Annotated in this window: 24 protein-coding genes, 2 tRNA genes and 1 pseudogene; 13 read left to right on the top strand and 14 right to left on the bottom strand. The window is 66.8% G+C overall.

Annotated features, from left to right (window positions below):
* Positions 1-18 precede the first annotated feature (18 nt).
* Positions 19-663 (bottom strand): aminodeoxychorismate/anthranilate synthase component II, encoded by a 645-nt coding sequence (locus ACFFJD_RS14835; protein WP_382365508.1) that lies wholly within the window; start codon positions 661-663, stop codon positions 19-21.
* 54 nt (positions 664-717) lie between these two features.
* Here ACFFJD_RS14835 and crgA point away from each other — a divergent pair, with 54 nt between their 5' ends.
* Positions 718-1,014 (top strand): cell division protein CrgA, encoded by a 297-nt coding sequence (crgA, locus tag ACFFJD_RS14830; protein ID WP_382365506.1) that lies wholly within the window; start codon positions 718-720, stop codon positions 1,012-1,014.
* 114 nt (positions 1,015-1,128) lie between these two features.
* Positions 1,129-1,587: a PH domain-containing protein gene (locus ACFFJD_RS14825; protein WP_382365504.1), complete on the top strand. Its 459-nt coding sequence runs from the start codon at positions 1,129-1,131 to the stop codon at positions 1,585-1,587.
* A 5-nt stretch (positions 1,588-1,592) separates the two neighbouring features.
* On the opposite strand, the gene ACFFJD_RS14820 is transcribed toward ACFFJD_RS14825, so the two are convergent.
* Together ACFFJD_RS14820 and ACFFJD_RS14815 are read right to left on the bottom strand one after the other, a co-directional pair.
* Entirely contained in the window at positions 1,593-2,360 is a 768-nt protein-coding gene (locus ACFFJD_RS14820; protein ID WP_382365502.1) for a rhomboid family intramembrane serine protease, read from the bottom strand.
* 101 nt (positions 2,361-2,461) lie between these two features.
* Complete coding sequence (locus ACFFJD_RS14815; protein ID WP_382365500.1) at positions 2,462-2,992, bottom strand: peptidylprolyl isomerase; 531 nt, start codon at positions 2,990-2,992, stop codon at positions 2,462-2,464.
* Positions 2,993-3,041: 49 nt separating this feature from the next.
* Here ACFFJD_RS14815 and ACFFJD_RS14810 point away from each other — a divergent pair, with 49 nt between their 5' ends.
* Entirely contained in the window at positions 3,042-3,179 is a 138-nt protein-coding gene (locus tag ACFFJD_RS14810; RefSeq protein ID WP_382365498.1) for a hypothetical protein, read from the top strand.
* Between the two features lie 580 nt (positions 3,180-3,759).
* Here the strand turns inward: ACFFJD_RS14810 and ACFFJD_RS14805 are convergent.
* Positions 3,760-3,903 (bottom strand): hypothetical protein, encoded by a 144-nt coding sequence (locus ACFFJD_RS14805; protein ID WP_382365496.1) that lies wholly within the window; start codon positions 3,901-3,903, stop codon positions 3,760-3,762.
* A 31-nt stretch (positions 3,904-3,934) separates the two neighbouring features.
* Here ACFFJD_RS14805 and ACFFJD_RS14800 point away from each other — a divergent pair, with 31 nt between their 5' ends.
* From ACFFJD_RS14800 to ACFFJD_RS14790, 3 genes are all read left to right on the top strand, one after another.
* The gene (locus tag ACFFJD_RS14800) at positions 3,935-4,147 is read left to right on the top strand and encodes a DUF4190 domain-containing protein (protein ID WP_382365494.1); all 213 of its coding nucleotides are present in this window, start codon (positions 3,935-3,937) and stop codon (positions 4,145-4,147) included.
* 54 nt (positions 4,148-4,201) lie between these two features.
* The gene (locus ACFFJD_RS14795) at positions 4,202-4,918 is read left to right on the top strand and encodes a cutinase family protein (RefSeq protein WP_382365492.1); all 717 of its coding nucleotides are present in this window, start codon (positions 4,202-4,204) and stop codon (positions 4,916-4,918) included.
* 70 nt (positions 4,919-4,988) lie between these two features.
* Positions 4,989-6,134 (top strand): alpha/beta hydrolase, encoded by a 1,146-nt coding sequence (locus tag ACFFJD_RS14790; protein WP_382365490.1) that lies wholly within the window; start codon positions 4,989-4,991, stop codon positions 6,132-6,134.
* 13 nt (positions 6,135-6,147) lie between these two features.
* Here ACFFJD_RS14790 and ACFFJD_RS14785 read toward each other — a convergent pair whose 3' ends face one another.
* Entirely contained in the window at positions 6,148-7,191 is a 1,044-nt protein-coding gene (locus ACFFJD_RS14785) for a response regulator transcription factor (RefSeq protein ID WP_382365488.1), read from the bottom strand.
* Between the two features lie 149 nt (positions 7,192-7,340).
* Here ACFFJD_RS14785 and ACFFJD_RS14780 point away from each other — a divergent pair, with 149 nt between their 5' ends.
* On the top strand, positions 7,341-9,113 hold the full coding sequence (locus ACFFJD_RS14780; protein WP_382365486.1) for an amidohydrolase: 1,773 nt from the start codon (positions 7,341-7,343) through the stop codon (positions 9,111-9,113).
* A 144-nt stretch (positions 9,114-9,257) separates the two neighbouring features.
* Here the strand turns inward: ACFFJD_RS14780 and ACFFJD_RS14775 are convergent.
* The 9 genes from ACFFJD_RS14775 to dnaA form a co-directional block, all read right to left on the bottom strand.
* Positions 9,258-9,330, bottom strand: a tRNA-Ala gene (locus tag ACFFJD_RS14775).
* A gap of 26 nt (positions 9,331-9,356) precedes the next feature.
* Positions 9,357-9,433, bottom strand: a tRNA-Ile gene (locus tag ACFFJD_RS14770).
* A gap of 84 nt (positions 9,434-9,517) precedes the next feature.
* On the bottom strand, positions 9,518-10,435 hold the full coding sequence (locus ACFFJD_RS14765; RefSeq protein WP_382365484.1) for a DUF3566 domain-containing protein: 918 nt from the start codon (positions 10,433-10,435) through the stop codon (positions 9,518-9,520).
* Between the two features lie 51 nt (positions 10,436-10,486).
* Positions 10,487-12,991, bottom strand: a complete 2,505-nt coding sequence (gyrA, locus tag ACFFJD_RS14760) for a DNA gyrase subunit A (protein WP_382365482.1) — start codon at positions 12,989-12,991, stop codon at positions 10,487-10,489.
* Between the two features lie 102 nt (positions 12,992-13,093).
* Positions 13,094-15,130: a DNA topoisomerase (ATP-hydrolyzing) subunit B gene (gene gyrB / locus ACFFJD_RS14755; protein WP_382365480.1), complete on the bottom strand. Its 2,037-nt coding sequence runs from the start codon at positions 15,128-15,130 to the stop codon at positions 13,094-13,096.
* Between the two features lie 174 nt (positions 15,131-15,304).
* Entirely contained in the window at positions 15,305-15,847 is a 543-nt protein-coding gene (locus tag ACFFJD_RS14750; RefSeq protein WP_382365478.1) for a DUF721 family protein, read from the bottom strand.
* A complete protein-coding gene (gene recF / locus ACFFJD_RS14745) occupies positions 15,844-17,040 on the bottom strand; it encodes a DNA replication/repair protein RecF (protein WP_382365476.1) in 1,197 nt (398 codons plus the stop codon). The genes ACFFJD_RS14750 and recF overlap by 4 nt, the downstream gene beginning before the upstream one ends.
* Before the next feature lie 10 nt (positions 17,041-17,050).
* Positions 17,051-18,253: a DNA polymerase III subunit beta gene (gene dnaN / locus ACFFJD_RS14740; RefSeq protein WP_382365474.1), complete on the bottom strand. Its 1,203-nt coding sequence runs from the start codon at positions 18,251-18,253 to the stop codon at positions 17,051-17,053.
* A 514-nt stretch (positions 18,254-18,767) separates the two neighbouring features.
* On the bottom strand, positions 18,768-20,255 hold the full coding sequence (dnaA, locus tag ACFFJD_RS14735; RefSeq protein ID WP_382365472.1) for a chromosomal replication initiator protein DnaA: 1,488 nt from the start codon (positions 20,253-20,255) through the stop codon (positions 18,768-18,770).
* A gap of 388 nt (positions 20,256-20,643) precedes the next feature.
* Here dnaA and rpmH point away from each other — a divergent pair, with 388 nt between their 5' ends.
* From rpmH to rsmG, 6 genes and pseudogenes are all read left to right on the top strand, one after another.
* Positions 20,644-20,787, top strand: a complete 144-nt coding sequence (gene rpmH, locus ACFFJD_RS14730) for a 50S ribosomal protein L34 (protein ID WP_246993135.1) — start codon at positions 20,644-20,646, stop codon at positions 20,785-20,787.
* A 28-nt stretch (positions 20,788-20,815) separates the two neighbouring features.
* Positions 20,816-21,232, top strand: coding sequence for a ribonuclease P protein component (gene rnpA / locus ACFFJD_RS14725; RefSeq protein WP_382365469.1), 417 nt, complete (start codon positions 20,816-20,818; stop codon positions 21,230-21,232).
* Positions 21,229-21,567, top strand: a complete 339-nt coding sequence (gene yidD, locus ACFFJD_RS14720; protein ID WP_382365467.1) for a membrane protein insertion efficiency factor YidD — start codon at positions 21,229-21,231, stop codon at positions 21,565-21,567. The genes rnpA and yidD overlap by 4 nt, the downstream gene beginning before the upstream one ends.
* Before the next feature lie 3 nt (positions 21,568-21,570).
* Positions 21,571-22,485, top strand: a pseudogene (gene yidC, locus ACFFJD_RS14715) (membrane protein insertase YidC); the annotation flags it as partial.
* 1,100 nt (positions 22,486-23,585) lie between these two features.
* Positions 23,586-24,131 carry a Jag family protein gene (locus tag ACFFJD_RS14710; RefSeq protein WP_382365465.1) on the top strand — a complete coding sequence of 182 codons (546 nt, stop codon included), beginning with the start codon at positions 23,586-23,588 and terminating at the stop codon, positions 24,129-24,131.
* 533 nt (positions 24,132-24,664) lie between these two features.
* Positions 24,665-25,372, top strand: coding sequence for a 16S rRNA (guanine(527)-N(7))-methyltransferase RsmG (gene rsmG / locus ACFFJD_RS14705; RefSeq protein ID WP_382365463.1), 708 nt, complete (start codon positions 24,665-24,667; stop codon positions 25,370-25,372).
* Positions 25,373-25,375: the final 3 nt, after the last annotated feature.

Here is a 25,375-nt window from a genome sequence, read left to right as displayed (position 1 = left end):
CGTCCCGGACGGGTGCCGTTAGGGCGTGAGCGCGCTCGCGACCTCGGCCTCCAGCGCAGCCACCCGCGCTTCGGGGACGTCGAGGCCGCACAGCCGCAGCCAATTGGCCAGCATCCGGTGGCCGCCCTCGGTGAGCACGCTCTCCGGATGGAACTGGACGCCGTGAATCGGCAGGTCACGATGGCGCATGGCCATCACGATGCCGTTCTCGGTGCGTCCGGTCACGATGAGCTCATCCGGAATGGTCTCCGGCAGGACGGTGAGCGAGTGGTAGCGGGTGGCCACGAACGGATCGGCGAGACCGGCCAGCACCCCTTCGCCGTTGTGCCGCACCAGCGACGTCTTGCCGTGCAGCAGTTCGGGGGCACGATCGACGGTGGCGCCGAAGGCCGCACCGATCGCCTGGTGGCCGAGGCAGACGCCCAGCAGCGGAGTTCCCGCGGCCGCCGCCACCGGAATGATCGACATCGTCGCCCCGGCGCGCTGCGGGGTGCCCGGTCCCGGGGACAGCAGGATGCCGTCGTAGTCGGCGACCACCTGGTCGACATCGGTCAATCGCGAGTCGTCGTTGCGCCACACGTCGGCATCCACCCCAAGCTGGCCGAGGTACTGCACCAGGTTGTAGACGAAGCTGTCGTAGTTGTCGATGACGAGAATGCGCACGTTGCAAGGTTAGCGGTCTCCCGCCGGTCGGTGCCGCTGGGATACCGTAGGAGCATGCCTAAGTCAAAGGTGCGGAAGAAGACCGATTACACGATCAACACGGCGAGCCGCACGCCGGTGAAGGTCAAGGCCGGCCCCTCGGGTGTCGTGTACCAGACCGTCATGTTCGGATTCATGCTCGCGGGACTCGCGTGGCTGCTTGTGTACTACTTGGCCGCTTCCAGCGCCACCAGTGCGCTCGGCAAGGAAGGCCAGATCCTCAACTGGATGTACGAACTCGGGTCGTGGAACCTGCTGATCGGCTTCGGTCTGGGCGTCGTGGGCCTGTTGATGACCATGGGATGGCGCTGACCTGCATCGATGTTGCCCACAACGGAGTGAATGACATGTGTGTAATTCATCCACAGTGTGGAAATCACATGTGCGTAACTTCTCCCCATGTGGGTAACTCCTGTGGATAACTCTGTGAATGATGCTGTGGAACAGTGGGCGACGCCGATCCCCGCGGGCATCGCGCTCGTCGGTGTGGGCGCAGCCTTCGCGGTCGCCGCGGCCGCGTCGTACACCGAACCGCCGGCGATGATCTTCTTCGCGATCGCCGCCGCGGTGGTGATCGCCTCCGGGGCGGTGGCCTTGCTGCGTCGGCCCCGACTGTCCTTGGCACCCGGACCGGTGCTGACGGTGGGGACCCTGCGCGGACGGTTCCACTTGACGCCGGCCGACGTCGAGTCGATCGAGATGCTCGAGACGCGTCGCCTGGCGTTCCGCGCACGGCAGTTGATGATCGAGACCACCGAGCATCGCCTCGCGGTCTTCGGACAGTGGGATCTGGGCGCCAATCCCCAAGCGGTGGCCGAACGACTCGTCGCCGCGGGTTTCGTGTTGAACGATCGAACCCGCGGCGACGATGACTTGTCGGACTGACCCGGCTACAGGCTGAGCGCGCTCACCAGGCCGAGGCCGGCACCCAGCGCGACGACGAAGAGGCCGCCGAGCGCGAACCAGCCGACCCTGGTGACCTTGGCCGCCGTGCGCTGTGCGGCGGGCACCACCACGATCGGCAGCCACAGCACGGCGAGTGCGCCGAGGGCACCGAACAGCAGGCCGCCCAGGTGCCCCCACAGGGAGATTCCCGGGATGCTCCACGAGATGATGATGTTGAAACCGATCACGACCAAGAGCGAGGTCGTCGGCAGCTTGAGTCGCACGACGACCACCAGCAGCGCACCCATCAGGCCGTAGATCGCGCCCGAGGCCCCGGCGGTCAACGACAGACCGCTCTGCAGGGCCAGCACCGCGGCGCTGCCGCCGAGCAGGCTGGTCACATAGATCATCAGATACCGCGCCGGCCCGAACAGTCGTTCCAGATCACGGCCGATGATGTACAGCGACACCATGTTCACCAGGATGTGCGTCACCGACCAGTGCAGGAACCCCGACGTGAACAGGCGCCAGTACTCGAAGTCCAGGTAATAGCCGGTGGGCAGCAGACCCGCCCGCATAACCGACGACTGAATCAGGTCGGTGCCGCCGGCCTGCACCAGGCAGGCCAGGAACAGCACCAGGTTCACGCCGATGAGCCCGTAGGTCACGTACGGCGTCGCCGTGCTGCGATCCTCGGCCTCCACCGGGACGGTGGTGCCGACGCGGGCCGAACCCGCCTCTTGCGCGAGGCAGTCGAGGCAGTGCTGGCCCACCGGGGCGGGCCGTAGACACTCCGGACAGGCCGACCGCCCGCACCGCGTACAAGAAAGTGCGGTGGGGCGGTCGGGGTGCCGGTAGCAGGTGTGCTGCACCGTCAGCTGAGTTCGATGCTCTCGATCACCACTTCGTCCACCGGACGATCGGCGCGATCGGTCGCGGTGGAGCCGATGGCGTCGACGACGGCGCGCGAGGCGGCGTCGGTGACCTCACCGAAGATGGTGTGGCGACGGTTCAGGTGCGGGGTCGGCGCCACGGTGATGAAGAACTGCGAGCCGTTGGTGCCCGGGCCGGCGTTGGCCATGGCCAGCAGGTACGGGCGATCGAACTGCAGGTCGGGATGGAACTCGTCGGCGAACTGGTAGCCGGGGCCGCCACGACCGGTGCCGGTCGGGTCGCCGCCCTGCAGCATGAAGCCGTCGATCACGCGGTGGAAGATGCTGCCGTCGTAGAACGGTCCGCTGTCGCCGCCCTTGGCGTTCGCCGTCGAGTAGTCGCGCGAGCCGTCGGCCAGGCCGACGAAGTTGGCGACCGTCTTGGGCGCATGGTTCGGGAACAGTTCGATGATGATGTCGCCGCGATTGGTGTGCAGGGTCGCGGTCTTCTTCTCTTCACTCACCCTTCCCATACAACCACGTCAAGTGGCTCATGGTCGGGTCACCTGGCACGCTGGAAGCATGTCGATCAAAGCCGCAGGCATTACCGCGTCCGCCGTTGCCACCCTCCTCGCCGTGATCGTGCTGGCCGCACGCCGCGCTCGCACGGTGCATCCGCCCGTCGCCGCGGCGCCGCCGCGGATCGAGGATGTGCGCTGATCGTCGGCGCGAAAGTGTGGTCGAGCGCGGCGAACGGGTAGTTTAGGTTCGTGGCACCCGAAGAGTCTCGCGATTCCGCGGCAGGTCCGACGCCCAGCGCGCCCGGTCCGGCCGGCTTCCCGCCTGCCCCCGGTGCGTCTGCGCCAGATCCTGCCCCGTCGGGTCCTGCCCCGTCCGGTCCGGCCCCGTCCGGTCCGGCCGCGCCGACTCACTCCGCACCCGGCCACGGCGCACCGAGTCACCCCGCACCTGGCCACTCCGCACCCGGCCACTCCGCGACACCCGGTCCCGCTGCGCCGCCGCAGGCGATGAACGCCGGCCCCGGTCCGGGCCAGGCTCCGCGTCCGCCGCAGCCTTCGCCCGCGGGCGGCCCCGGACCGCGACCCGGTGCGCCGGCACCGATGTCCGGTCGACCCCCGGCCCCGCAGGGCGCGCCGGGACACGCACCGCAGCACCAGGCCGCCCAGCAGCCGTCCCCCCAGGCCCCGACACCCCACGCCCCAGCACCGGCATCGCAAGCCCCAGCCCCGCAAGCACCGGCACCGCACCCGCACACCCCACCAGCACAGGCCCCGCTCGCCTACTCGGCGGTGTCGGAGAAGACCAAGAACTTCTCGGCGGATCGTTCCAGCGCACCGGCGAGTGAGCCCACCGACACCCCCGAGCGGAGCACGCCAGTGACGCCTCCACCCGCCGCACCTTCGCGGAACACCGCGAGCACCACGTCCGACGCTCCCCAGTCCAGGAAGCTCAGCGTGTCGGCGATCGTCGGCTTCGTGCTGTCCGGGCTGGGTTTCCTCCTGATCACCGTGCCCTTCGGCCTCTGGCTGGGCTATCGCGGACGCAGCGAGACCGCCACCGACCAGCTCGAAGGTCAGCCGTTCGCCAAGTGGGCGATCATCCTCGGGTGGCTGTGGGTGGTGTTCTGGCTGCTCGCTCTGCTCAGCTATCTGTGGATTCTGCTCTGACGCTCCGCGAAACAGCGCTGCGATCCGGGACTTAAGTCCCGTACGATCGGTCACATGCTCAGACGCGCACTGACGATCATCGCGACGGCCGTATTGGCGGTGACCGGCGTGATCGCCGGCACCGGCGCTCCAGCGACCGCCGCTCCCGGTTGTGCGGACGTCCAGGTGGTGTTCGCCCGCGGTACCGCGGAACTGGCACCGCCCGTCGGGATCACCGGGCTCTCGTTCACTCAGGCCCTCGACGATCGGGTGCGCGGCAAGTCCGTCCGTACCTCGGCGGTGAACTATCCGGCGAGCAGCAACTTCTCCGACCGGCTCGGCATCGCACACAACGTCGTCGACGGCATCAACGATGCACAGCGGCAGATCAGGTCCATCGCCCGCCGCTGCCCCCGCACCGACATCGTCCTCGGTGGATACTCCCAGGGTGCGGTGGTGGCCACCTACGCCGTGGCCGACCGCATCGACATCCCGGCCAAATACCTGCGCTACCGGGCCTACGCCCCCAAGCCGCTCGCCCCGGAGTTCGCCAAGCACATCACGGCGGTCGTGCTGTTCGGCACACCCTCGCCGCATTGGATTCGCCAGGTGGGTGCGCCCAGCATGAAGGTCGGCGCCGCCTACCGCGGTAAGACCGTGCGCTACTGCATCGCCGGTGACAACGTCTGCGACGGCAGCAGGGTGGGCGGACCCACCCCACAGCACGTGCTCTACTCGGTGAACGGTGACACGATCCGCGCGGCCGACTTCGTGGCGCGTCGTCTACGCTGAGTCGCCGTCACCCGCGGTCGCCGTATCGGCCCGCACCCCGCCCCGCTGAGTTTCGCCTAGAGTAAACGCCATGGTTATGGCTGATCGTGAAGGCGTTAGGACTGCATCCAAGCCGATTGAGGCACTGACCGTGCTCGGTCTGGCCGACACGATGCTCAACGGCCTGGCCCGTGTTCCGTTCCAGAATCCACTCAAGGGACCGAGTGGGATTCTCGACAACATCGGGCAGGCGGTGACCCGGCAGACGATCCGATCGTTCCTGGGGTACTCGGTGAGCCTGCCGATCGAAGAGTTTCGGTCGATGGAGAAGATCCTCGACACCATCTGCGCCGCCATCCTGCCGCCGATCGTCGGCACCTTCGGCGGTGTCGAGATCGAAGAGGGCGTCGTCGGCGGCCAGCAGGGGCTGTGGTGCCGCGAGAAGCCCGCCGTCGCCGCTCACGACGATCCGCCCAAGGCGCACGACAAGACCATCCTGTATCTGCACGGCGGCGGCTACTTCGGCACGACCCCGTCGATGTACACGATGTTCGCCGCGGCCCTGGTGCGGCTGTCCGGCTGCCAGATCTTCATCCCCGACTACCGGATGTCGCCCGAGTTCCCCTTCCCCGCCGCGCTGCACGACGCCGCCGACGCCTACCGCGGACTGCTCGACCTCGGAATCGCAGCCGACAACCTCATCGTGGCCGGCGATTCCGGTGGCGGCGGACTCGCGACGTCGCTCATCGTCTACCTGCACGAGGAGCGCATGGCCAAGCCCGCCGGCTTGGCGCTGTTCTCCCCCGAGGTGGACCTGGACCTGAATCACGCGTCGGTGGTCGACAACGCTCCGACCGACGTTCTCCCGTGGAACATCCCGGTGACCGCGTACCTGCGCGGTATCCAGCCCAACGACGGGCGCGTCTCGGTGGTCTACAGCCAGCCCGAGCCGGAGTGGTTCCCACCCACCTTCGTCTGCTGGGGCGACCAGGAGATGTTCCGAGACGGAATCCGCGAGTTCTGCGACAAACTCCGCGACGGTGGCGTCCGCCTGCGTGCCATGGAGCAGCCCGGCATGTTCCACGTCTTCCCGATCCTGATGCCGTGGGCCGAGGCGTCAAAGGACGTGTTCCGCGCTATCACCGACCTGGCCAAGGCCGAGGGCCTCACGCACCACTACGCGAATCGACCCCAGCCGGACGACGAGCTGGTCGCGACCGCCGACACGCGTGACTGACCGGCTGCGCTACTCAGCGCAGGAACGACGGTAGTTCGTCCCGGCCCGGATCGTCCGGCAGCAACAGTCGCAGACCCTCTTCGTGGACGATGCGGCTCAACGCGACGCGATTGTCCACACCGAGCTTGTCCATGATGTGCTCAAGATGTCGACTGACCGTGGCCGGGGTCACCCCTAGCCGCTTGGCCGCGCGCTGGTTGGTCGCTCCGCCGGCGACCAGCGTCATCACCTCGAGTTGACGAGCGGTCAAGCCCAGGGGCAAGAGTTCGGCGCGGTGCATCACCAGCAATCCGCTGGCCAGCGGCACCGCAATCACCACCTGCCAGTCGGCACCGTCGAACCACCGGTACCGACTGCCCATGGATCCGACTTCCCGAGCCGCTATTCGTCGCAGACTCTCTACGACGTCCTTTCGTTTCTTCAACACTTCGCACGGTCGACGCCCAGGCAACGCCACCGTCCCATCACCGATCACGATGGTGCCGCAGGTACCCGGAGGCTCACTGTCCAGTAGCCGCTGGGGAACGATCAGATCGCCGAGTATTGCCGCCACCAACGGCGCCATTCGGCCGATCACGGCCAGCGTCCGCGGTGGCGGCCACCTGGGATCGTCCGTACTCAGGTGCAGTTCGCCGATACCGCGGCCACGCACCCGTAGACGGCTGGTGGAGCCACCGGAGAACCCGGCCGGGCGGAACCAGTCGTGCACGGAGGCGCTGCGCGAATAGTCGAAGTCCGGGCTGCGCCAGTTCGCGAACTCCGCACCGGTGCGCCGCATCCACTCGTATGCGGGGTCGTGACGTCGATACCCGTCATTCACAAAGTCGAGGAGGTCGGTCGAATAGCCGCGCGAGGCGACGGTTCGGGTGTAGCCGGTCCTCGGGTCGGGAACACACAGGGCACCCGCGGCCAGCGGTACGAGACGTTCGATGGACTCGAAGACAGCGGCGAACGAATCGCTCACCGGCAGCCCGGCGCCCGCGATCTCGGCGATATCCAAAAGGACTGAGACCTCCTGGCCGCTCAGCCCGGAAAACTCTGCGTCGAGCTTGCCCATTCGCCTCCTCCCGCGAGATCAACCGAAGAGCAAGTTCCGATCGTACCGACCGAATGCGTCCGCAGGTATTGGACATTCGACCAATATCGGTGAGGGCCGAGAGGGCCCTAACGTCCCTTCTGCATGACCCGTCATCCAGGAGGAAGCACATGAATACCCCGAGTCCCCGTCCCGCCGACCGAGTTCTCGTGAACGGCAGGTTCTACACCGTCAACGACGACCACCCGTGGGTCGAAGCCGTTGCCATCACAGACGGCACGATCACGTTCGCCGGCAGCACCGCAGAAGCCTCCGCGTGGACAGGCTCCGAAACCGAGATTCAAGACCTCGACGGAAACCTCGTTTTCCCCGCGTTCATCGACAGTCATACCCATCCTGGTCTGGTGGCGCTCGGTGGCAGCGCCGCACCACTGCCCTTCACCGACGTGAAGCCACTGCCGTTCGCTACCAAGGAGACCCTGCTCGCAGGGCTGGATGACTACGTCAAAGCAAACCCGGAAGCGCCGTGCATCTGGGGCGCAGCCTGGCGGCAGGAGGACTTCGGCTCCGACGGACCCGATAAGCACGACCTCGATGCGATCGAGAGCGAACGTCCCGTCGTTCTGCTCGAACGTTGGGCGCACGGCTGCTGGCTCAACAGCAAGGCACTGGAACTGGTCGACGCCGAGAATCAGGATCCCCGCGACATCGTGGCCGATCTGACCGGCTTCCAGCGCGATGAGAACGGTGACCTCACCGGCTGGGGCATCGAGGGTGCCGGATGGACAGCGTTGTCGGCGGTCGCACGTATCCTCGGCCCCACCGACGAGGTGCGGGAAATACTGCAGACCTACCTCGACTACCTGGTCGCACACGGCGTCACAACCCTCTTCGACGCCGGAAATCTCGGCTTCTTCGACATGATCTATCAGACTCTGTCCGAGCTCGACGCGGCTGGGACCCTACCGCTGCGCTACGAAGGCTGTCACCATGTCTACCTACCGACACAGCTGGACACCGCGGTGAGCGAACTCCGTCGTCTGCAGGCGACGTACACCGGTCCGAACATCGGATTCCGCACCGTCAAGGTGCACTTCGACGGCCTCCACACCGCTAAGACCGGCGCGCTGCTGGAGCCGTACAGTAACGCGCCGCACACGCGCGGAGCGACGTTGGTCAGTGAGGACAGGATGGTCGACTTCATCGTAGAACTCCATGAGGAGGAGTTGGACCTGCACGTTCACTGCTGGGGAGATCAGTCGGCGCGCACCATGCTGAACGCCTACGACCGCGCCCGCCGGCAGGTCGGCAACGATCTCGCAGTTCGTCTGACTCTCACACACCTACCGCTGCTCGCTGAGGAGGACATCCCACGATTCGCGGAACTGGGCGTGATCGCAAGCTTCACCCCGGCATGGAACGGTGATGTGCCCACCGAATTCTTCGAGGAATCGTACGGCCCCGAGCGCACTGGTCGCGTATTCCGGATTCGCCCGCTCATCGAGTCCGGTGCGGTTCTCGCCTTCTGTTCTGACACCGTCAGCCTGGGGTGGATCGACTTCTCGGATCCGTTCTATTCGATGCAGGTCTCGCATAACCGGCAGGCAGCGGACGGCGGACCGAACGCGCCGGTTCTCGGTGACCCGGCCGAACGACTCGAGCTGACCGATCTGGTCCGCGGCTACACCCGCGGTGCCGCTTACCAATTGCGGATGGAGTCGACACACGGGTCGATCGAACCCGGTAAGGCCGCCGACCTAATGGTCGTCGACCGTGACGTGTTCACCGAGAATCGATATCGCATCAAGGACACTCGGGTGCTGGAGACCATCCGCGCCGGCCGGACAATTTACCAGCGCACACCGGAAGCGATTCAGGCTGAGCACGCATTCGAGCAGGCACTGACCGAGATCTATACCCCGCTCAAACCCGACTGCTGCTGACACCGAGGACGACTGCACGGCGTCGTCGACCCGGACCATCACCTGTCCGCCGACGATTCCAGCACGGAAAAGCCCCAGGCATCTTCTTGCCTGGGGCTTTGACGTATCCACGCTGCCGCTACTTCTTAAATCGGCCTTCTTCTGTGGAGCCTAGGAGATTCGAACTCCTGACATCTGCCTTGCAAAGGCAGCGCTCTACCAACTGAGCTAAGGCCCCGTACCGGCTGTGCCGGAGGGTCGTACTGGTGGGCCTAGGAGGACTTGAACCTCCGACCTCTTCGTTATCAGCGAAGCGCTCTAACCGCCTGAGCTATAGGCCCTTGAACCGAAATGGAACATTACCCGACAGATCTGCAACCACCAAAACGGCTGGTCAGCGGGGCAATCGCCATCCCGGAACTCGATCAGTCGAGATCGGCCAGAGTGATCTCGAAACCGCCCACGACGTCGGCGCACACGTTGTAGATGTACGCCAGGATGGTGGCCAACGCGGTCATCACGATCGCGGCGAACACCCCGAACAGCGCGGAGAATCCGAAGACCTGCCCCGACGAGATCAAACTCGCGTTGTCGCTGGTGCCGTCGGCGCTCACCAAGGTGCCGAACGAGCCGTTGATCTGGTCCCAGACCCCCATGCCCGCCAGCACGCCGTACAGGACGGCGATGGCGATCATCCAGATCAAGAAGCCCGCCACAGCCAGCACGCCGGTCACCTTGAAGATCGACCAGGGATCCACGCGCCGCACTTGCACCGCGGCGCGCATCGGAGTCCCGATGGTGGCCGCCGCCGGGATGCGACGAGCCGCCACGCGCTCGGCGGGTGCCCGCTCGGCGGACTCGGTCTTGGCTGCGTCCGCGGCCGCCGGTGCGGGGGTGTCCTTCGGTGCCGGTGGACCGGCGACCGGAGCGCTGGGTCCGGTGCTGGGTCCCGGAGAGGTAGGCGGCGCGGTGTTCGGGCCCGCGTTACCTGCTGCCGGGTTACTCGGAGCCGGAGCCTTGCCCGCAGGCGCCGGACCGGCCGGACCGCCGGAGGCCGGCGGCCCCTGAGGACCGGGAGCGTTCGACGACGGCCGCGGCCCCTCGGGCTGCCGGCGCTGCGGCGCGTCCGGACCCATGGCCGGGACGGCCCGCGTCGGAGCACCCGACGGCGTACCTGCGGTCGGGCCGAGCGGGGCCGGCGGCTGATCGGTCGACGCGGCGGCGGCCTTGGCCACGTCGCCCGACGTCAGCCCGGTCGCCGTCGTGGTCTCCCCGCGCTTCCAGGGCGGCGGAACGGCGCCGCGCTCGGATACGGAGTCCTCGGGCTGGTTGCCTTTGGTCACTAACCTGTCCTCACTGCTGGGTTGCTCACAACCCTACGACTCATCGAGTGCTTACTGCGGTTCCGCCGCGGGCTCGTCGTCCGGCTCGTCGGCATTGCGCGCAATCGCCAGCAGGCTGTCGCCGTCGCCCAGATTCATCAGGCGCACGCCCTTGGTCTGACGTCCGGCCTTGCGGACCTGCTTGGCCATCGTGCGGATGACGCCGCCGCCCGAGGTGATCGCGTAGACCTCGCTGTCGAGGTCGACGATGATCGCGCCGACCAGTTCGCCGCGCTTGGGGTCGTACTGGATGGTCAGCACGCCCTTGCCACCGCGACCCTGCGCGGTGTACTCGGCGATCTCGGTGCGCTTGGCGTAGCCGCCCGAGGTGGCCACCAGCAGGAAGGTGTCGTCCTGCACCACGTTCAGCGACAGCAGTTCGTCATCGTCGTTGAAGCGCATGCCCTGCACGCCGGAGGTCTGCCGGCCCATAGGCCGCAGCGTCTCGTCGTCGGCGTGGAAGCGGATCGACTGGCCCTTCTTGGACACCAGCAGCAGGTCGTCCTCGGCGGCGCACAGCTGCGCGCCCACGAGCTCGTCGTCGCCGCGGAGGTTGATGGCCGCGATGCCGCCAGCACGGTTGGAATCGAAGGCTTCCAGCGCCGACTTCTTGACCAGGCCGTTGCGCGTGGCCAACACCAGGTACGGGGCGTCGGTGTAGCCGCTGATGCGGATCACCTGCGCGATGCGCTCCTCCGGCTGGAAGGCCAGCAGGTTCGCCACGTGCTGACCGCGCGCGGTGCGGTTGGCCTCGGGCAGCTCGTACGCCTTGGCCCGGTACACCCGGCCCTTGGTGGTGAAGAAGAGCAGCCAGTCGTGGGTGCTGGTGACGAAGAAGTGAGCGACGATGTCGTCCTGCTTCAGGCCGGCGCCCTGCACGCCCTTGCCGCCGCGCTTCTGGCTGCGGTAGAGGTCGGTCTTGGTGCGCTTGGCGTACCCGGTCTCGGTGATGGTGACCACCACGTCCTCGCGAGCGATGAGGTCCTCGTCGGACATGTCGCCCTCGGCCGCGATGATCCTGGTACGACGATCGTCGCCGTACTTGTCGACAACCTCCTTGAGCTCGTCGCGCACGATGGCACGCTGCCGCTCCGGACGATCCAGGATGTCCTTCAGATCGGCGATCTCGCGCTCGATCTCGGCGAGCTCGTCGACGATCTTCTGGCGCTCCAACGCCGACAGGCGACGCAGCTGCATCGCGAGGATCGCGTCCGCCTGAATCTCGTCGATGTCGAGCAGGTCCATCAGGCCGGAACGCGCCGCATCGGTGTTCGCCGACGCACGGATCAGCGCGATGACCTCGTCGAGGGCGTCGAGCGCCTTGACCAGACCGCGCAGAATGTGGGCCCGCTCCTCGGCCTTGCGCAGCCGGTAGCGGGTCCGACGCACGATGACCTCGATCTGGTGCGCCACGTACAGCCGGATCATCTGATCCAGACGCAGGGTGCGCGGGACGCCGTCGACGATCGAGAGCATGTGCACGCCGAAGTTGGTCTGCAACTGGCTGTGCTTGTACAGGTTGTTCAGCACCACCTTGGCGACCGCGTCACGACGCAGCGTGACGACGATCCGCAGGCCGGCGCGGTCGGAGGACTGATCCTCGATCTTGCTGATGCCCTTGAGCTTTCCGTCGTTCACCTGCTCGGCGATCGAGGCGATCAGGTTGTCCGGGTTCACCTGGTACGGCAGTTCGGTGACCACCAGGGTGGTGGTGCCCTTGACCTCTTCGATGTCGACGACGCTGCGCATGCGCACGCTGCCGCGCCCGGTGGTGTAGGCATCCTTGATGCCCTGACCACCCACGATGAGTCCCGCGGTGGGGAAATCGGGGCCCTTGACCGCAGCCATGCAGGCCTCGAGGGTGGCTTCCTCGTCCACTTCCGGGTTCTCCAGCGCCCAGAACACCGCGTCGGCGACCTCGTTGAGGTTGTGCGGCGGAATGTTGGTGGCCATACCGACGGCGATACCGCCGGAACCGTTGATCAGCAGGTTCGGAATGCGCGACGGCAGCACCGTCGGCTCTTCGGTCTTGCCGTCGTAGTTCGGCGTGAAATCGACGGTCTCCTCGGTGATGTCGCGCAGCATCTCCATCGCCAACGGCGTGAGCCGGGCCTCGGTGTAACGCATGGCTGCGGCACCGTCGTTGCCGCGGGAACCGAAGTTGCCCTGGCCGTCGATCAGCGGATAGCGCATCGACCACGGCTGGGCCAGACGCACCAGCGCGTCGTAGATCGAGCTGTCGCCGTGCGGGTGGTAGTTACCCATCGTCTCCGAGACCGGGCGCGCCGACTTCACATAGCCGCGCTCCGGACGGAATCCGGCGTCGAAGGAGGCGTACAACAGCCGACGATGCACCGGCTTGAGGCCGTCGCGCACCTCGGGCAGCGCGCGGCCCACGATCACGCTCATCGCGTAGTCGATGTAGCTGTTCTGCATCTCCTGCCCGAGATCGACGGGCTCGATGCGGTCGTGTGTCACCGCCGCGGAATCATCCGGAACGTTGGTGTCGTCGCTCATGAGTTCACTTTCTGGTTTCGACGGCTTCGACCTGCGGGTCTGAGGTGGACCTCAACCTGTGGTCTGGACCGGCGCGAAGTTGCGGAAGGATTCGCGGACGCGTCAGACGTCCAGGAACCGGACGTCCTTGGCGTTGCGGGCGATGAAGCCGCGACGGGCCGCGACGTCCTCTCCCATCAGGATGGAGAACAGCTCATCGGCAGCGGCCGCGTCGTCGAGCGTGACCTGCTTGAGCACGCGCACGTCGGGATCCATGGTGGTCTCCCACAGCTCGCTGGCGTTCATCTCGCCCAGACCCTTGTAGCGCTGGATGCCGTCGTCCATGTTGATCCGCTTGCCCGCGGCCTTACCGGCCTCGAGCAGTGCATCCCGCTCGCGGTCGCTGTAGGCGAAGTCCGGCGCCGAACCCTTCTGCCACTTGAGCTTGTACAGCGGCGGCTGTGCCAGGAAGACGTGGCCGTGCTCGATCAGCGGTCGCATGAAGCGGAACAGCAGCGTGAGCAGCAGCGTAGCGATGTGCTGGCCGTCGACGTCGGCGTCGGCCATCAGCACGATCTTGTGGTAGCGCAGCTTGCTGATGTCGAACTCGTCGTGAATGCCGGTGCCGAAGGCGGTGATGATCGACTGCACTTCGGCGTTCTTCAGCACCCGATCGATGCGTGCCTTCTCGACGTTGATGATCTTGCCGCGCAGCGGGAGGATCGCCTGGTACATGGAGTCTCGGCCCGACTTGGCGCTACCGCCGGCCGAGTCGCCCTCCACGATGTAGACCTCGCACTTGGTGGGATCGTTGCTGCGGCAGTCGGCGAGCTTGCCGGGCAGGCCGCCGATGTCGGTGGCGGTCTTGCGACGCACCAGTTCGCGAGCGCGGCGCGCCGCCATCCGGGCCTGCGCCGAGTCAGCGGCCTTGCGGATGATGATCTTGGCTTCGGCCGGATTGGCCTCGAACCAGTGCCCGAGATGCTCGTTGCAGGCCTTCTGCACGAAGCCCTTGACCTCGGTGTTGCCCAGCTTGGTCTTGGTCTGACCCTCGAACTGCGGATCGGCCACCTTCACCGAGATCACCGCGGCCAGACCCTCGCGGATGTCGTCGCCGGTGAGCTTGCCGTCCTTCTCCTTGATCAGCTTCTTGTCGAGCGCGTACTTGTTGACCGTGCTGGTCAGCGCGGCACGGAAGCCCTCTTCGTGGGTGCCGCCCTCGATCGTGTTGATCGTGTTGGCAAAGGTGTGGACCGACTCGGAGTAGCCCGCATTCCACTGCATGGCGATCTCCACCTCGTGGCCCTCGCCCTTGGCGCCGAAGCCGACGATGGTGCTGTGGATACCGGTCTTGGTGCGGTTGAGGTGCCGGATGTAGTCGACCAGGCCGTCCGGGTAGTGGTACACCCGGGACTTGACCTTGGCGATCGCCGAGGCCTTCTCCTCCGACGACTTGATGCTGGCGTCGTCCTCCTCGGCCTCGGCGTCGGCCTCGGTGACGCGATCATCGGTGAGGGTGATCGTCAGGCCCTTGTTGAGGAAGGCCATCTCCTGGAGGCGCCGCGCGACGGTCTCGGCGTTGAACACCGTGGTCTCGAAGATCTGCGGGTCCGGCCAGAACCGGACGGTCGTGCCGGTCGCCGAGCTGGCGCCGACCTCGGTGAGCGGACCCGGCGTGGCGTAGTCGTAGGTCTGCTGCCAGAGGCCGCCGTTGCGCGCGATCTCCAGTTCCACCTTGGTGGAGAGCGCGTTGACCACGGAGATACCGACGCCGTGCAGACCACCGGACACCGCGTACGAGTCGGAGTCGAACTTACCGCCGGCGTGCAGCTGGGTCATGATGACCTCGACTGCGGGCACACCGGTGGCGTGCATCCCGACCGGCATACCGCGACCGTCGTCGATCACCTCGACGCCGCCGTCGGCGGTGAGCGTCACGTCCACGCGCGTGGCGTGCCCGGCCATCGCCTCGTCCACCGAGTTGTCGACGACTTCCCAGATCAGGTGGTGCAGGCCCCGCTCACCGGTGGAACCGATGTACATACCGGGGCGCTTACGGACGGCTTCCAGACCCTCCAGAATGCTGATGGAGTCGGCGCCGTAATCGCCGGGATTGTTCTTGCCAGTCTTCTTCGACTCGGATTTGCTGGTGTCGGCCACGGGACGCGTCCGCTCCTTCTCATTGAGAACACTTGGAGCCAAGTGTACTTCGTAGTCGTCCAGAAGGTTGCTTCGCCACGGCCTGACAGCGCCGCAGATCGGCGAACTTCTCTCAACATGGGTCCGATTGTGTTCAACCGGCTTCGATCGCGTCTCGGCGCGTTCAGCGAGCGATTATCCGTACGTGTCGCGGGGTCCGCGCCCGGAGACGTGCAACGGCCCCTTCCGCCAGGACGGCGCGGACGGCCCGGTGATGCGCAGACTCCGCACCACCCCGTTGCCCACCGCGTCGGCGATTCTGGCCAAGATCTGCGACTGCATGTATCGCAGCTGGGTGGCCCACGCGGTGGACTCGGCCTGTACGTAGAGCACGCCGTCGGCCAACGACGTCGGCTCCGCGTGTGCCGCGATGTCCGCGCCGACCACGGTGGTCCACGACGCGAACACCGTTCCCTCGCTGATCTTCGACGACCAGCCCCGCGACTGGGCCACCGCGCCGGTGAGCCGGCCGAGCGGCTGCGGGTCCCGACTGTCCGGTCCCGACCCCGACCAGCGACGACGCTTGCGGTCCCGACCGCCGCCGGCCGACGAGCGAATCGGTCCACTGCGCCCGTGGCCCACCTGCTTGCCCGCGGCCTTGGCCTCGGCGCGCGCCTGCTCCAGCGCGCGGCGTGCCACTTCGTACCCCGCCGAGTGGTCGCTGCTTTCGTCGGTCATCCCGCCTCCTCCGCCGGTCGCTCATCGCCGATGATCTGTGAGCGTCGACCCTTATCGTCCTCCACCACACCGACAGAAATGCGGCGACCGGCGAGGACCTCGGGAATGTCGGCACCCACGGCGGCGGTGATCAACAGTTGTTCGGCGTCGGCGGTGAACTCGGCCAACTTCTCCCGACGCGCCACGTCGAGCTCGGCGAAGACGTCGTCGAGCATGATGACCGGCTCCACTCCGTCGGCCCGCAGGATCTCGACGCAGGCCAGCCGCAGCGCCAGTGCCATCGACCACGACTCGCCGTGGCTGGCGAAGCCCTTCGCCGGTTCCTCCCCCAAGTGCAGGTACAGGTCGTCCCGGTGCGGCCCGACCAGGCACATGCCTCGATCGATCTCCTTGGCGCGCACGTCCCGGAGTCGCTGCCCGAGGATGTCGCGGATATCGGCCACCGACTCCGCGCCGCCGGCCACCTCGTCCAGCTCGGGCCCGGCGGCCGAGCGGTAGGCGATGCCCGCACGCCGCGAATGCGGCGCGATCGACGAATACGCCTGCTCCACCAGCGGATTCAGTTGCCAGACGACGGCCAGTCGGTCGGCGGTGACCTCCGCGCCGAACTGCGCCAACTGGTCGTCCCAGACGTCGAGGGTGCTCATCACCGAGTCGGCGTCGGCCGACGAACGCCGCATCGCGGCGCCCGCGGTCTTCAGCAGCGCCGACCGTTGGCGCAGGACCCGCTCGTAATCGGCACGGGCGCCGGCCGCGATCGGCCGCAGCTGCACCGTGATCTCGTCGAGGAATCGACGACGCTCTCCCGGCTCGCCCCGCACCAGCGCGAGATCTTCCGGCGCGAACAGCACCGTGCGCAGCACGCCGAGGACGTCTCGGGTGCGCCGCACCGGGGCCGTGTTGAGGGTCGCCTTGTTGGCGCCCTTCGTCGGGATGGTCAGTTCGACGGTCAGTTCCCGACCCTCGTTCTCCACCGTCGTGCGAATCCGTGCCGACGACGCACCCGTGCGGACCAAGGGAGCATCGGAGGACACCCGATGCGAGCGCAGGGTGGCGATGTAGAACAGCGACTCGAGCAGGTTCGTCTTTCCGAACCCGTTGCGCCCCACCAGAATCGTGGGCTCGGGACGCAACTCGAGCTGAACGCTGTCCCACGACCGGTAGTCGGTCAGCGACAGTTCGCGAACGAACAATGGTCGCCGATCAGCCCGGCAGGCGCACCGGCATCAGCAGGTAGCTGAAGTCGCTCGCCGGTGCGAGGTAGGCACCGCTCTCGTCGGCGACCGGCTCGTCGTCCGAACCGGGACGCAGCACCGCCGGGCGGATCGCCGCGCGGCGCTCGCCCGAGCCGTCGGGCTCCGGGTTGGTGAAACCGAACTGGACCGTCTTGGCGCCGATCGCTGCCAGGCCGTCGAGCAGGTAAGTCGGGTTGAAGGCGATCAGGATCGGGTCACCGTAGAACTGCACGTCCAGCGACTCCTCGGCCTTTCCGGCCTCGTCGCCGCCTGCGGTCAGCAGCACCGAGTCGTCCGAGAAGTCCATCCGGATCTGCGCGCCGCGCTCGGCCACCAGCGAGACTCGCTTGATGGCTTCGATCAGCGCCGCGCTCTCGATCGCGGCCACCGAGGTGTGGCTGGCCGGGAACAGCTGGCGGAACTTGGGGAACTCGGCGTCGAGCAGCCGGGTGGTGGTCTTCTTGGCATTGCTCGTGATGCCCAGGATGCCCTCGGCGCCGATCGCGGTGCTGGATCCGAACGCCAGGGCGACCGAACCGGCATGGTCGGCGCCCGCCGACTTGGCGGCGTCGGAGAGCGTCTTGGCAGGCACCAGGGCGGCGCCGTTGGCGCCGGCGTCACGCGGCATCCAGGCCAGTTCGCGGACGGCGAGACGGAAGCGGTCGGTCGCGGCCAGCACGATGCGATCGCCGTCGATCTCCATGCGCACACCGGTCAGCATCGGCAGGGTGTCGTCGCGGCCGGCGGCCACGGCGACCTGCGCCACGGCCTCAGCGAACAGATCACCCGAGACGGTGCCGGTCTCTTCGGGCACGTCGGGCAGGTCGGGGTAGTCCTCCACCGGCATGGTCGGCAGCGAGAACTTGGAGCTTCCGCAGGCGATCGCGACCCGGGCGCCGTCGATGGTCACGTCGACCGGCTTGTTCGGCAGCGCCTTGGTGATCTCGGCGAGCAGACGGCCGGAGACCAGCACGGTTCCGGTGTCGACGACCTCGGCGGAGATCGTTTCGGCAGCGGAGACCTCGTAGTCGAATCCGGAGACCAGCAAACCCTCGCTGTTCGCGGTCAGCACCACGCAACCCAGGACCGGGACCGGCGGACGGGACGGCAGGCTGCGGGCAACCCAGGTGACGGCCTCGGCGAACTCGTCGCGCACGACACGGAACTTCATCTGCTGTGATTGCCCTTCTCGACGTACCGACTCGGAAGCGGACTCCGGTCGGGCGACGGGGTGGTCGCCGAATCCCACTGTAGAGCGCCGGGCCGAGATCTTGTGACTCAGATCCGATGTCCGAGCTCCCGGCCCGGCGTGTCGTGCGCCGAGCGGCGCGCGACCGGTGTATCCCCAAGCCTGTTTTTAAAAGAAGATCTTTAAAGAGAAAATACTAGTAGTAATAAGTCCTGTGGAATCTGTGGAAATCGCTTGTCGATGCTGGTCGGGTCCACTTTCGAGGTGTGGACGACTGGTGGACGCCGGCGGTGGACAACTTCGACACCCTGTGGATAAAGCTGTGTATCCCCAACTGTCCAGATGCTGTCCACAGGTTCGGGGGTAGTTGTCGATAGGCATTCCACAGGGTGCCGGTGCCTGCTGACCTGGCATTTCGTCGACGGACCCGAGCCATCGACGCCGAGGTTTCGGTCGGGTCGACGGCTCAGCACAAGTCTGTATGAGTGGTTGAGACTCAGTGTCGAGCCTGCTGTTTGATCCGCGCCGTGAGCTGCTGGACGTCGTTGTAAACGTCCTGGTCGGAGCCGATCGTGTTCCGGATCTTGCGATCGGCATGAATGATCGTGGAGTGGTCGCGGTTGAAGGCCTCGCCGATCTGCGGCAGCGACAGGTCGGTCAATTCGCGGCACAGGTACATGGAGATGTGCCGGTAGCCCACCAGGGGTCGGCTCTTGCTGGTGCTGAGCAGGTCGTCGACCGTGATGCCGTAGTAGTCGGCGGCGATCGCGATGATCCCGGCCGCGCTGATGTCGGTGACACCGGACTCCGGAATGAACTGCTTGAGCACCACCTCGGCCAGCGACAGGTCCAGTTCGGTGTTCTGCAGCGACGAGAAGGCGGTCACCCGGATGAGGGCGCCCTCGAGCTCGCGGATGTTGCGTTCGACGCGGGAGGCGATCAGCTCGAGGACCTCGTCCGGCACCGCGAGCTGATCGCTGAGCGCCTTCTTCCGGAGAATCGCGATGCGCGTCTCCAGATCGGGCGGCTGGACGTCGGTGATCAGGCCCCACTCGAAGCGGGTGCGCAGGCGATCCTCCAAGGTGGCGAGCTTGCTCGGCGGGCGGTCCGAGGAGATGACGATCTGCTTGTTCGAGTTATGCAGCGTGTTGAACGTGTGGAAGAACTCCTCCTGGATGCCCTCGCGGCCCTCCAGGAACTGGATGTCGTCCACCAGCAGCATGTCGACTTCGCGGTAGCGGGCCTTGAAGGCGCGCTGCCGGTCGTCACGCAGGGAGTTGATGAAGTCGTTGGTGAATTCCTCGGTGGAGACGTACTTGACCCGCATGCCGGGGAACAGGCGCTGGGCGTAGTGCCCCGCGGCGTGCAGCAGGTGGGTCTTGCCCAGCCCCGACTCCCCCCAGATGAACAGCGGGTTGTACGCGCGCGCCGGTGCTTCGGCCACAGCCACCGCCGAGGCGTGCGCGAATCGGTTCGACGCCCCGATGACGAAGGTGTCGAACGTGTACTTGGGGTGCAGCGTCAGCGTGCTGTCGGCCGGCGCCGTGGTCTCGCGATGCTCGAAGTAGGCCGACCAATCGCGTGTGCCGCCGGTATCGGTCTCGGGAACGGCCCGCGGGGCCTCCGACGGCCCGGCGCCCGGCTCGACGGGCGCTGCCGCGGCCGGTGCCGGTGGTGGTGTCGGGGCGGGGGCCGGTTCCTCCTGGTGCTCGGCGATGCGGATGGCGACTTCGACCGGTTCGCCGAGCTGGCGGCTCAACGCGCTGCTGATGGTGTCGCGCAGATTCCGCTCGATCTGCTCCTGGATGAGGGCGTTCGGCGCGGTGAGCAGCGCGAACCCGGAGGTGATGGTCAACGGCTGGACGTTGGACAGCCAGGCCTTCTGCATGCGGGTCAGCGGTTGCGTGTCCGGCGCGAGGTCGTTGTGCAACTCGTCGACCACGCGACCCCAGATCGCACTGAATGAGCCATGTTCCTCGGCCACAGATTCACTCCCCGTTTCCTGTTGTTCTTCCGCTGCTTCGCCGTGTTCGTCCCGCGAGTTCCACAGCGGACATCCACAACGTGCCGACGGCCGCCGGGCCACGAACCTGCACCTGCCGCCAATCTGTCCACAATGTTATCCACACTTGTGGAACTCGTGGCCGTGGGTTTCCACAGGAGGCTCCAACGGGGACGGTCGGCGCCGTGGAATCGGAGCACATTAGCGGATGCGAGACCGCTCGTTTGATTTGGACACGCTGGCTGAGTAGTCTCGACAGGTCGCCCGAGCATGGCTGAGGTGGATCCGGCTTGTCTGGATCCAACGCGGTCTGCGCCGCTGGATCCATGCGGGCCGTAGACCACAGTTGTAACGAGAACGAGGAGTTCCCATGGCTAAGGGGAAGCGCACTTTCCAGCCCAATAACCGCCGTCGTGCCCGCGTGCACGGCTTCCGTCTGCGTATGCGGACGCGTGCCGGCCGTGCCATCGTGACCGGTCGTCGTCGCAAGGGCCGCGCCAAGCTCACCGCCTGAGCTGCTGAGAGTCGGGTCGGCCCCACCGGTGTCCGCTGACTCAACGCGACTGCAGCGCAGTTCCGAATTCACCCGCACACTCGATCAGGGCGTGCGGGTTTCGGCGCGTGATCTGACGATCAACGTGCTGCCGATTCCGGCTCGTTGGCCCGACCCCAGCGGCGCCCGCAGTGACGTGGCCGCCTTCGGGGGACCGCGCCTCGGGTTGATCGTCTCCAAGAAGGTCGGCAACGCCGTGACGCGACACGCGGTGGCGCGACGGCTGCGCCATGCCTTCGCCGAGAGTCGGACCGCTCTGGCGACGTCGGACGTCTTCGTGGTGGTCCGCGCCCGTCCGAGTGCTGCGCACTGCTCGTCCCGCGAGTTCGAACGGCAGCTCCGTCGCGGATTCGAGCATCGCAAGGTGACCGCTGCTTTCGCGGCCGCTGAACCGGTGCCCCGATGACTTCGCTCGGAGCCACGCTGTACGCGTTCCCGCGACGGGCCCTCATCTTCGTGATCGAGCTGTACCGGACGTGGGTCTCACCGATGCGGATGCCGACCTGCCGGTTCGAGCCCACCTGCAGTACCTACGCCGTCGAAGCATTGGCCAAGCGCGGTTTCGTGTACGGGTCTCTGCTGTCGATCTGGCGTCTTCTCAAATGTGGACCGTGGCACAAGCCCGGTTACGACCCGGTCCCCGAGCGGCGTCCGCGTCGCCGCGACCGGGATACCCAGACTTCCCATACCAATGGCGCCACCGGAGACGGTGGACAAGCTATGTCAGATAGGGGTCAGTGAGCCGTGCTCAACTTCATCTACTACCCGGTGTCCTGGATCATGTGGGTCTGGCACTGGGTGTTCGACAAGCTCACCCCGGACAGCCCCGGCTGGTCGGGCATCGCGTGGGCCCTCTCGGTGGTCTTCCTGGTCTTCACGCTGCGCGCCATTCTGTACAAGCCCTTCGTCAAGCAGATTCGCACGACGAAGAAGATGCAGGAAATCAATCCTCAGATGCAGGCGATCCGCAAGAAGTACAAGAACGATCGCGTGAAGATGACCGAGGAGATGCAGAAGCTCCAGAAGGACCACGGATTCAATCCGCTCCTCGGTTGCCTCCCGATGCTGCTGCAGATTCCGGTGTTCATCGGTCTGTTCCACGTCCTCCGGTCGTTCAACCGGATGGGTACCGGCATGGGTCAGCTCGGCATGAGTGCCGAAGAGACTCGTTCGATGGGCAACTACGCGTTCAGCGCGGACCAGGTGCAGAACTTTCTGGACGCCCGACTCTTCGGCGTTCCGCTGTCGTCGTACGTGACCGAACCGGTCACCGAGTTCCAGGCCTTCGTCGAGAAGGGCGCGGAGATCGACTTCACCCGCCTGGGTATCGCCGCGGTGGTGGTCCCGCTGATGATCGTGGCCTCGTTCGCCACGCACATGAACTCGCGCGCTTCGGTGTCCCGGCAGAATCCGGAAGCCCTGGAGAACCCGCAGACCCGCATCATGAACCGCCTGTCCCTGTGGGTCTTCCCGCTCGGCATTCTGGTCACCGGACCGTTCTTCCCCGTCGCGATCCTTCTGTACTGGGTCTCGAATAACGGTTGGACCTACGTGCAGCAGCACATCGTCTTCGGTCGTATCGCCAAGGAAGAGGATCACGAGAAGGCGATCCGGGACGAGAAGCGTCGTGCCTCCGCTCCCCGACCGGGCGAGCGTCCGCTGCCGGGCAACTTCGCTCCGGGCAAGGCCATGGACCGCGGATACATCGCCCTCGCCGAGGGCCGCGTGGGCGACGCCGTGGGCGAGTTCCGCAAGGTGACCCGGTTCGGGCAGCGCAACGCCGAATGGGTCTACAAGGATCGCAACGGTCTGGTGCAGGCCGCCGACGAGCTGATCCGTCTGTCCGACGACGCCGAGCTGCGTGCCTCCCTGGCGTTCCAGTGGACCGATGCCGCGCGCACCGAGGCGACCGCCGAGGACGCCGAGATGGGCGCTCTGGACGCCTACCTCACCCTGCGTCGTCAGCAGCTCCTCGCCTGGCTCCGGGACGGCCACGATGCCCGCCTGAACACCGTGATGCGTGAGGACAACGGCATTCTGACGGCCTACGAAGAGGCCTGGGACGAAGCCAACCCGGACGCAGCGGTGCCCGAGGTGGGCCACGACCGCCGGGCGGACTGGGCCCGCATGGTGGCCACCGCGATGTTCCGTGCCGGCAAGTACGACGAGGCCCGCATCTACGCGCGCCAGGCCGCGCAGATTTACAACCGCATCCTCGAGCAGGCCGAAGCGGCGGGTTCCGAGGCCGGCGTCGATGTGAACGGCTACAAGTTCGAACTGGCTCAGGTGAAGCTGATCGCCGCTGCCCCGTCGGACGGCGGCTGGAAGCTGTCGTCGGTGCCGGCCGCGGAGAAGACGGCGCGTGAGTTGGAAGGCCGCGAAGGCGTCTCGCTCCTGGGCGAGGCCTCGGGTGTCGACCCGGATCACGTCGCCGCCGCGCAGGGGTGGCACGAGGCCGCCGTGCTCGCGCACGGCAAGAAGGTCGGTGCTTCCGCCGCCGTGCAGGAGTCGGCAGCAGCGCTGAGCGACTCGGTGCTGAGCCCCGGAGCGCATACCGGACCGCAGTCGCGGACCGAGGCCGAGCGACGCGTGCCGGAGACGGCAGTGGCCAAGGACGCGACCCCGGCCCCGCAGACGACCAAGCAGCAGGGCGTCAAGGGGCACCGGCCCGGACAGCCGCGCAAGGGCAAGAAGAACCGCCGCGGCGGACGCTAGCCCGGCCCCAGTGAACTTCTCGTGAATCAAGTGAGGTATCGGAAATGACAGAGCAAGCAACACCCGATCAGATCGAGGACGAGGCCGTCGAGGACACGAACCTCGTCGACTCCCCCGCCGACGACGATGAGGACCGTCTGGTCGAAGAAGGCGAGATCGCCGGCGACTACCTCGAGCAGCTGCTCGACGTGCTCGACTTCGACGGCGACATCGATCTGGATGTGGACGGCGACCGTGCGATCGTCAGCATCGACGGCGGCGAGGATCTGGATCAGCTGGTCGGCCGCAAGGGCGAGATCCTGGATGCGCTCCAGGAGCTCACGCGCCTGGCGGTGCAGCAGGCGACGGGCGACCGCAGCCGCCTGATGCTGGACATCGCCCGCTGGCGGGCGACGCGTCGGGAGCGGCTCGCCGCTCTCGGCACCGAGGTGGCCGAGCGGGTTCGGGACTCGGGTGAGCGTGAGCAGCTCGATCCGATGACCCCGTTCGAGCGGAAGATCGTTCACGATGCGGTGGCCGCAGTGGACGGCGTCTACAGCGAGAGCGAGGGCGCTGAGCCCAAGCGGCGCGTGGTGGTCCTGAAGGGCTGACCCCAGTCGCCATCCAGCGTGACAGGCCCCGGCTTCGGCCGGGGCCTTTCGCATCCCGGTGGAAGGACGCGGGTGTTCACTCGGGTCTGGGAATGACATCGATGTAGTTCGAGGCGTTTCACGTGGAACGTAGGGGCTGCGCCGGGGCTGGGTGTTTCACGTGGAACCGCCGCGCTGGTGCTTGCGCCCCACTTCCGGATGGAGCGGTCGCCGTTGGGTGCGCGCGGACGGCGGAGGCGGCGAGGGCGATGGGGGTCGAGTTTCACGTGGAAAGGGTGTGGGTCGGGGCAAGGGGCTCGATGCGTCACTGTGACGGACGACTTCCTGATCGTCGTCCTCGCGATTTCGGGCTGCCGGGAATGGCCAACAGGCTCCGCGCCCGCAACTCGCGGCCACACGTTCGGCCGGTGAGTTTCACGTGAAACGCTCCCCTCCCCCGCCGGTCTGCCCCGCGAAACGGGGAGATACGTGACTCGACTAGGTGGGTGTCGGTTCAACGTGAAACAGTGGAGGCAGACAAAAGGAGTGGTGGCGTGAATCAGACAACCGAAGGTTGTGAACCGCGCCCCGAGGTCGCCGTGGAGGTCTTCGGCGACCGAGTGGGGTTGGCGGATCAGTACGTCCAGATCCTCAGCGAGGAAGGTGTTCTGCGCGGGTTGATCGGCCCGAGCGAGCCGGCCCGGCTGTGGACGCGGCACGTGCTGAACAGTGCGGCGGTCGCCGAGGCGATCGGACCCGACCTCCGAGTGATCGACATCGGCAGCGGTGCCGGATTCCCGGGTATCCCCCTTGCCATTGCTCGACCGGATCTCGACGTGGTGCTGATCGATCCATTGCTGCGGCGCACCACCTTCCTCGACGAGGTCGTGGAGGCGCTCGGTCTCGACAATGTCACCGTGGTCCGGGGTCGGGCCGAGGAGCAGGCGGTGATCGACGTCGTGGTTTCCGGGGACGTCGTCACCTCGCGCGCGGTGGCTCCCCTGGATCGATTGGCGCGGTGGTCCGCTCCCCTGATCCGGGTCGGTGGTCAATTGGTGGCGCTGAAGGGACGCACCGCCGGTGAGGAGATCGTCGAGCATCGGGAGGCTGCGGCGCGCGTCGGGCTCAAGGAGCTCACCACGCGCGAGGTGGGAGCGCGGCTGAGCGAGCCGACCACCGTGCTGATCGCTTCGCGCGTGGAGACCGCCGGCGATCGGCGGGCGCAGCGGCGTGCGGAGCGTCGTCAGAAGAGAAGGGGCTGACGG

Origin of the sequence: Gordonia phosphorivorans, from assembly GCF_042432625.1 — a bacterium.
Lineage (GTDB): Bacteria > Actinomycetota > Actinomycetes > Mycobacteriales > Mycobacteriaceae > Gordonia > Gordonia phosphorivorans.
Note: the sequence above shows the minus strand (reverse complement) of the source record. Positions and strands in the feature narration are given on the sequence as shown.

Bases quoted from the DNA above. Each gene is read 5' to 3' on its own strand.
- crgA (WP_382365506.1), top strand. From the start codon at position 718: ATGCCTAAGTCAAAGGTGCGGAAGAAGACCGATTACACGATCAACACG.
- ACFFJD_RS14815 (WP_382365500.1), bottom strand. From the start codon at position 2,992: ATGGGAAGGGTGAGTGAAGAGAAGAAGACCGCGACCCTGCACACCAAT.
- ACFFJD_RS14810 (WP_382365498.1), top strand. From the start codon at position 3,042: ATGTCGATCAAAGCCGCAGGCATTACCGCGTCCGCCGTTGCCACCCTC.
- ACFFJD_RS14795 (WP_382365492.1), top strand. From the start codon at position 4,202: ATGCTCAGACGCGCACTGACGATCATCGCGACGGCCGTATTGGCGGTG.
- ACFFJD_RS14790 (WP_382365490.1), top strand. From the start codon at position 4,989: ATGGTTATGGCTGATCGTGAAGGCGTTAGGACTGCATCCAAGCCGATT.
- ACFFJD_RS14785 (WP_382365488.1), bottom strand. From the start codon at position 7,191: ATGGGCAAGCTCGACGCAGAGTTTTCCGGGCTGAGCGGCCAGGAGGTC.
- ACFFJD_RS14780 (WP_382365486.1), top strand. From the start codon at position 7,341: ATGAATACCCCGAGTCCCCGTCCCGCCGACCGAGTTCTCGTGAACGGC.
- gyrA (WP_382365482.1), bottom strand. From the start codon at position 12,991: ATGAGCGACGACACCAACGTTCCGGATGATTCCGCGGCGGTGACACAC.
- ACFFJD_RS14750 (WP_382365478.1), bottom strand. From the start codon at position 15,847: ATGACCGACGAAAGCAGCGACCACTCGGCGGGGTACGAAGTGGCACGC.
- dnaN (WP_382365474.1), bottom strand. From the start codon at position 18,253: ATGAAGTTCCGTGTCGTGCGCGACGAGTTCGCCGAGGCCGTCACCTGG.
- rpmH (WP_246993135.1), top strand. From the start codon at position 20,644: ATGGCTAAGGGGAAGCGCACTTTCCAGCCCAATAACCGCCGTCGTGCC.
- yidD (WP_382365467.1), top strand. From the start codon at position 21,229: ATGACTTCGCTCGGAGCCACGCTGTACGCGTTCCCGCGACGGGCCCTC.
- ACFFJD_RS14710 (WP_382365465.1), top strand. From the start codon at position 23,586: ATGACAGAGCAAGCAACACCCGATCAGATCGAGGACGAGGCCGTCGAG.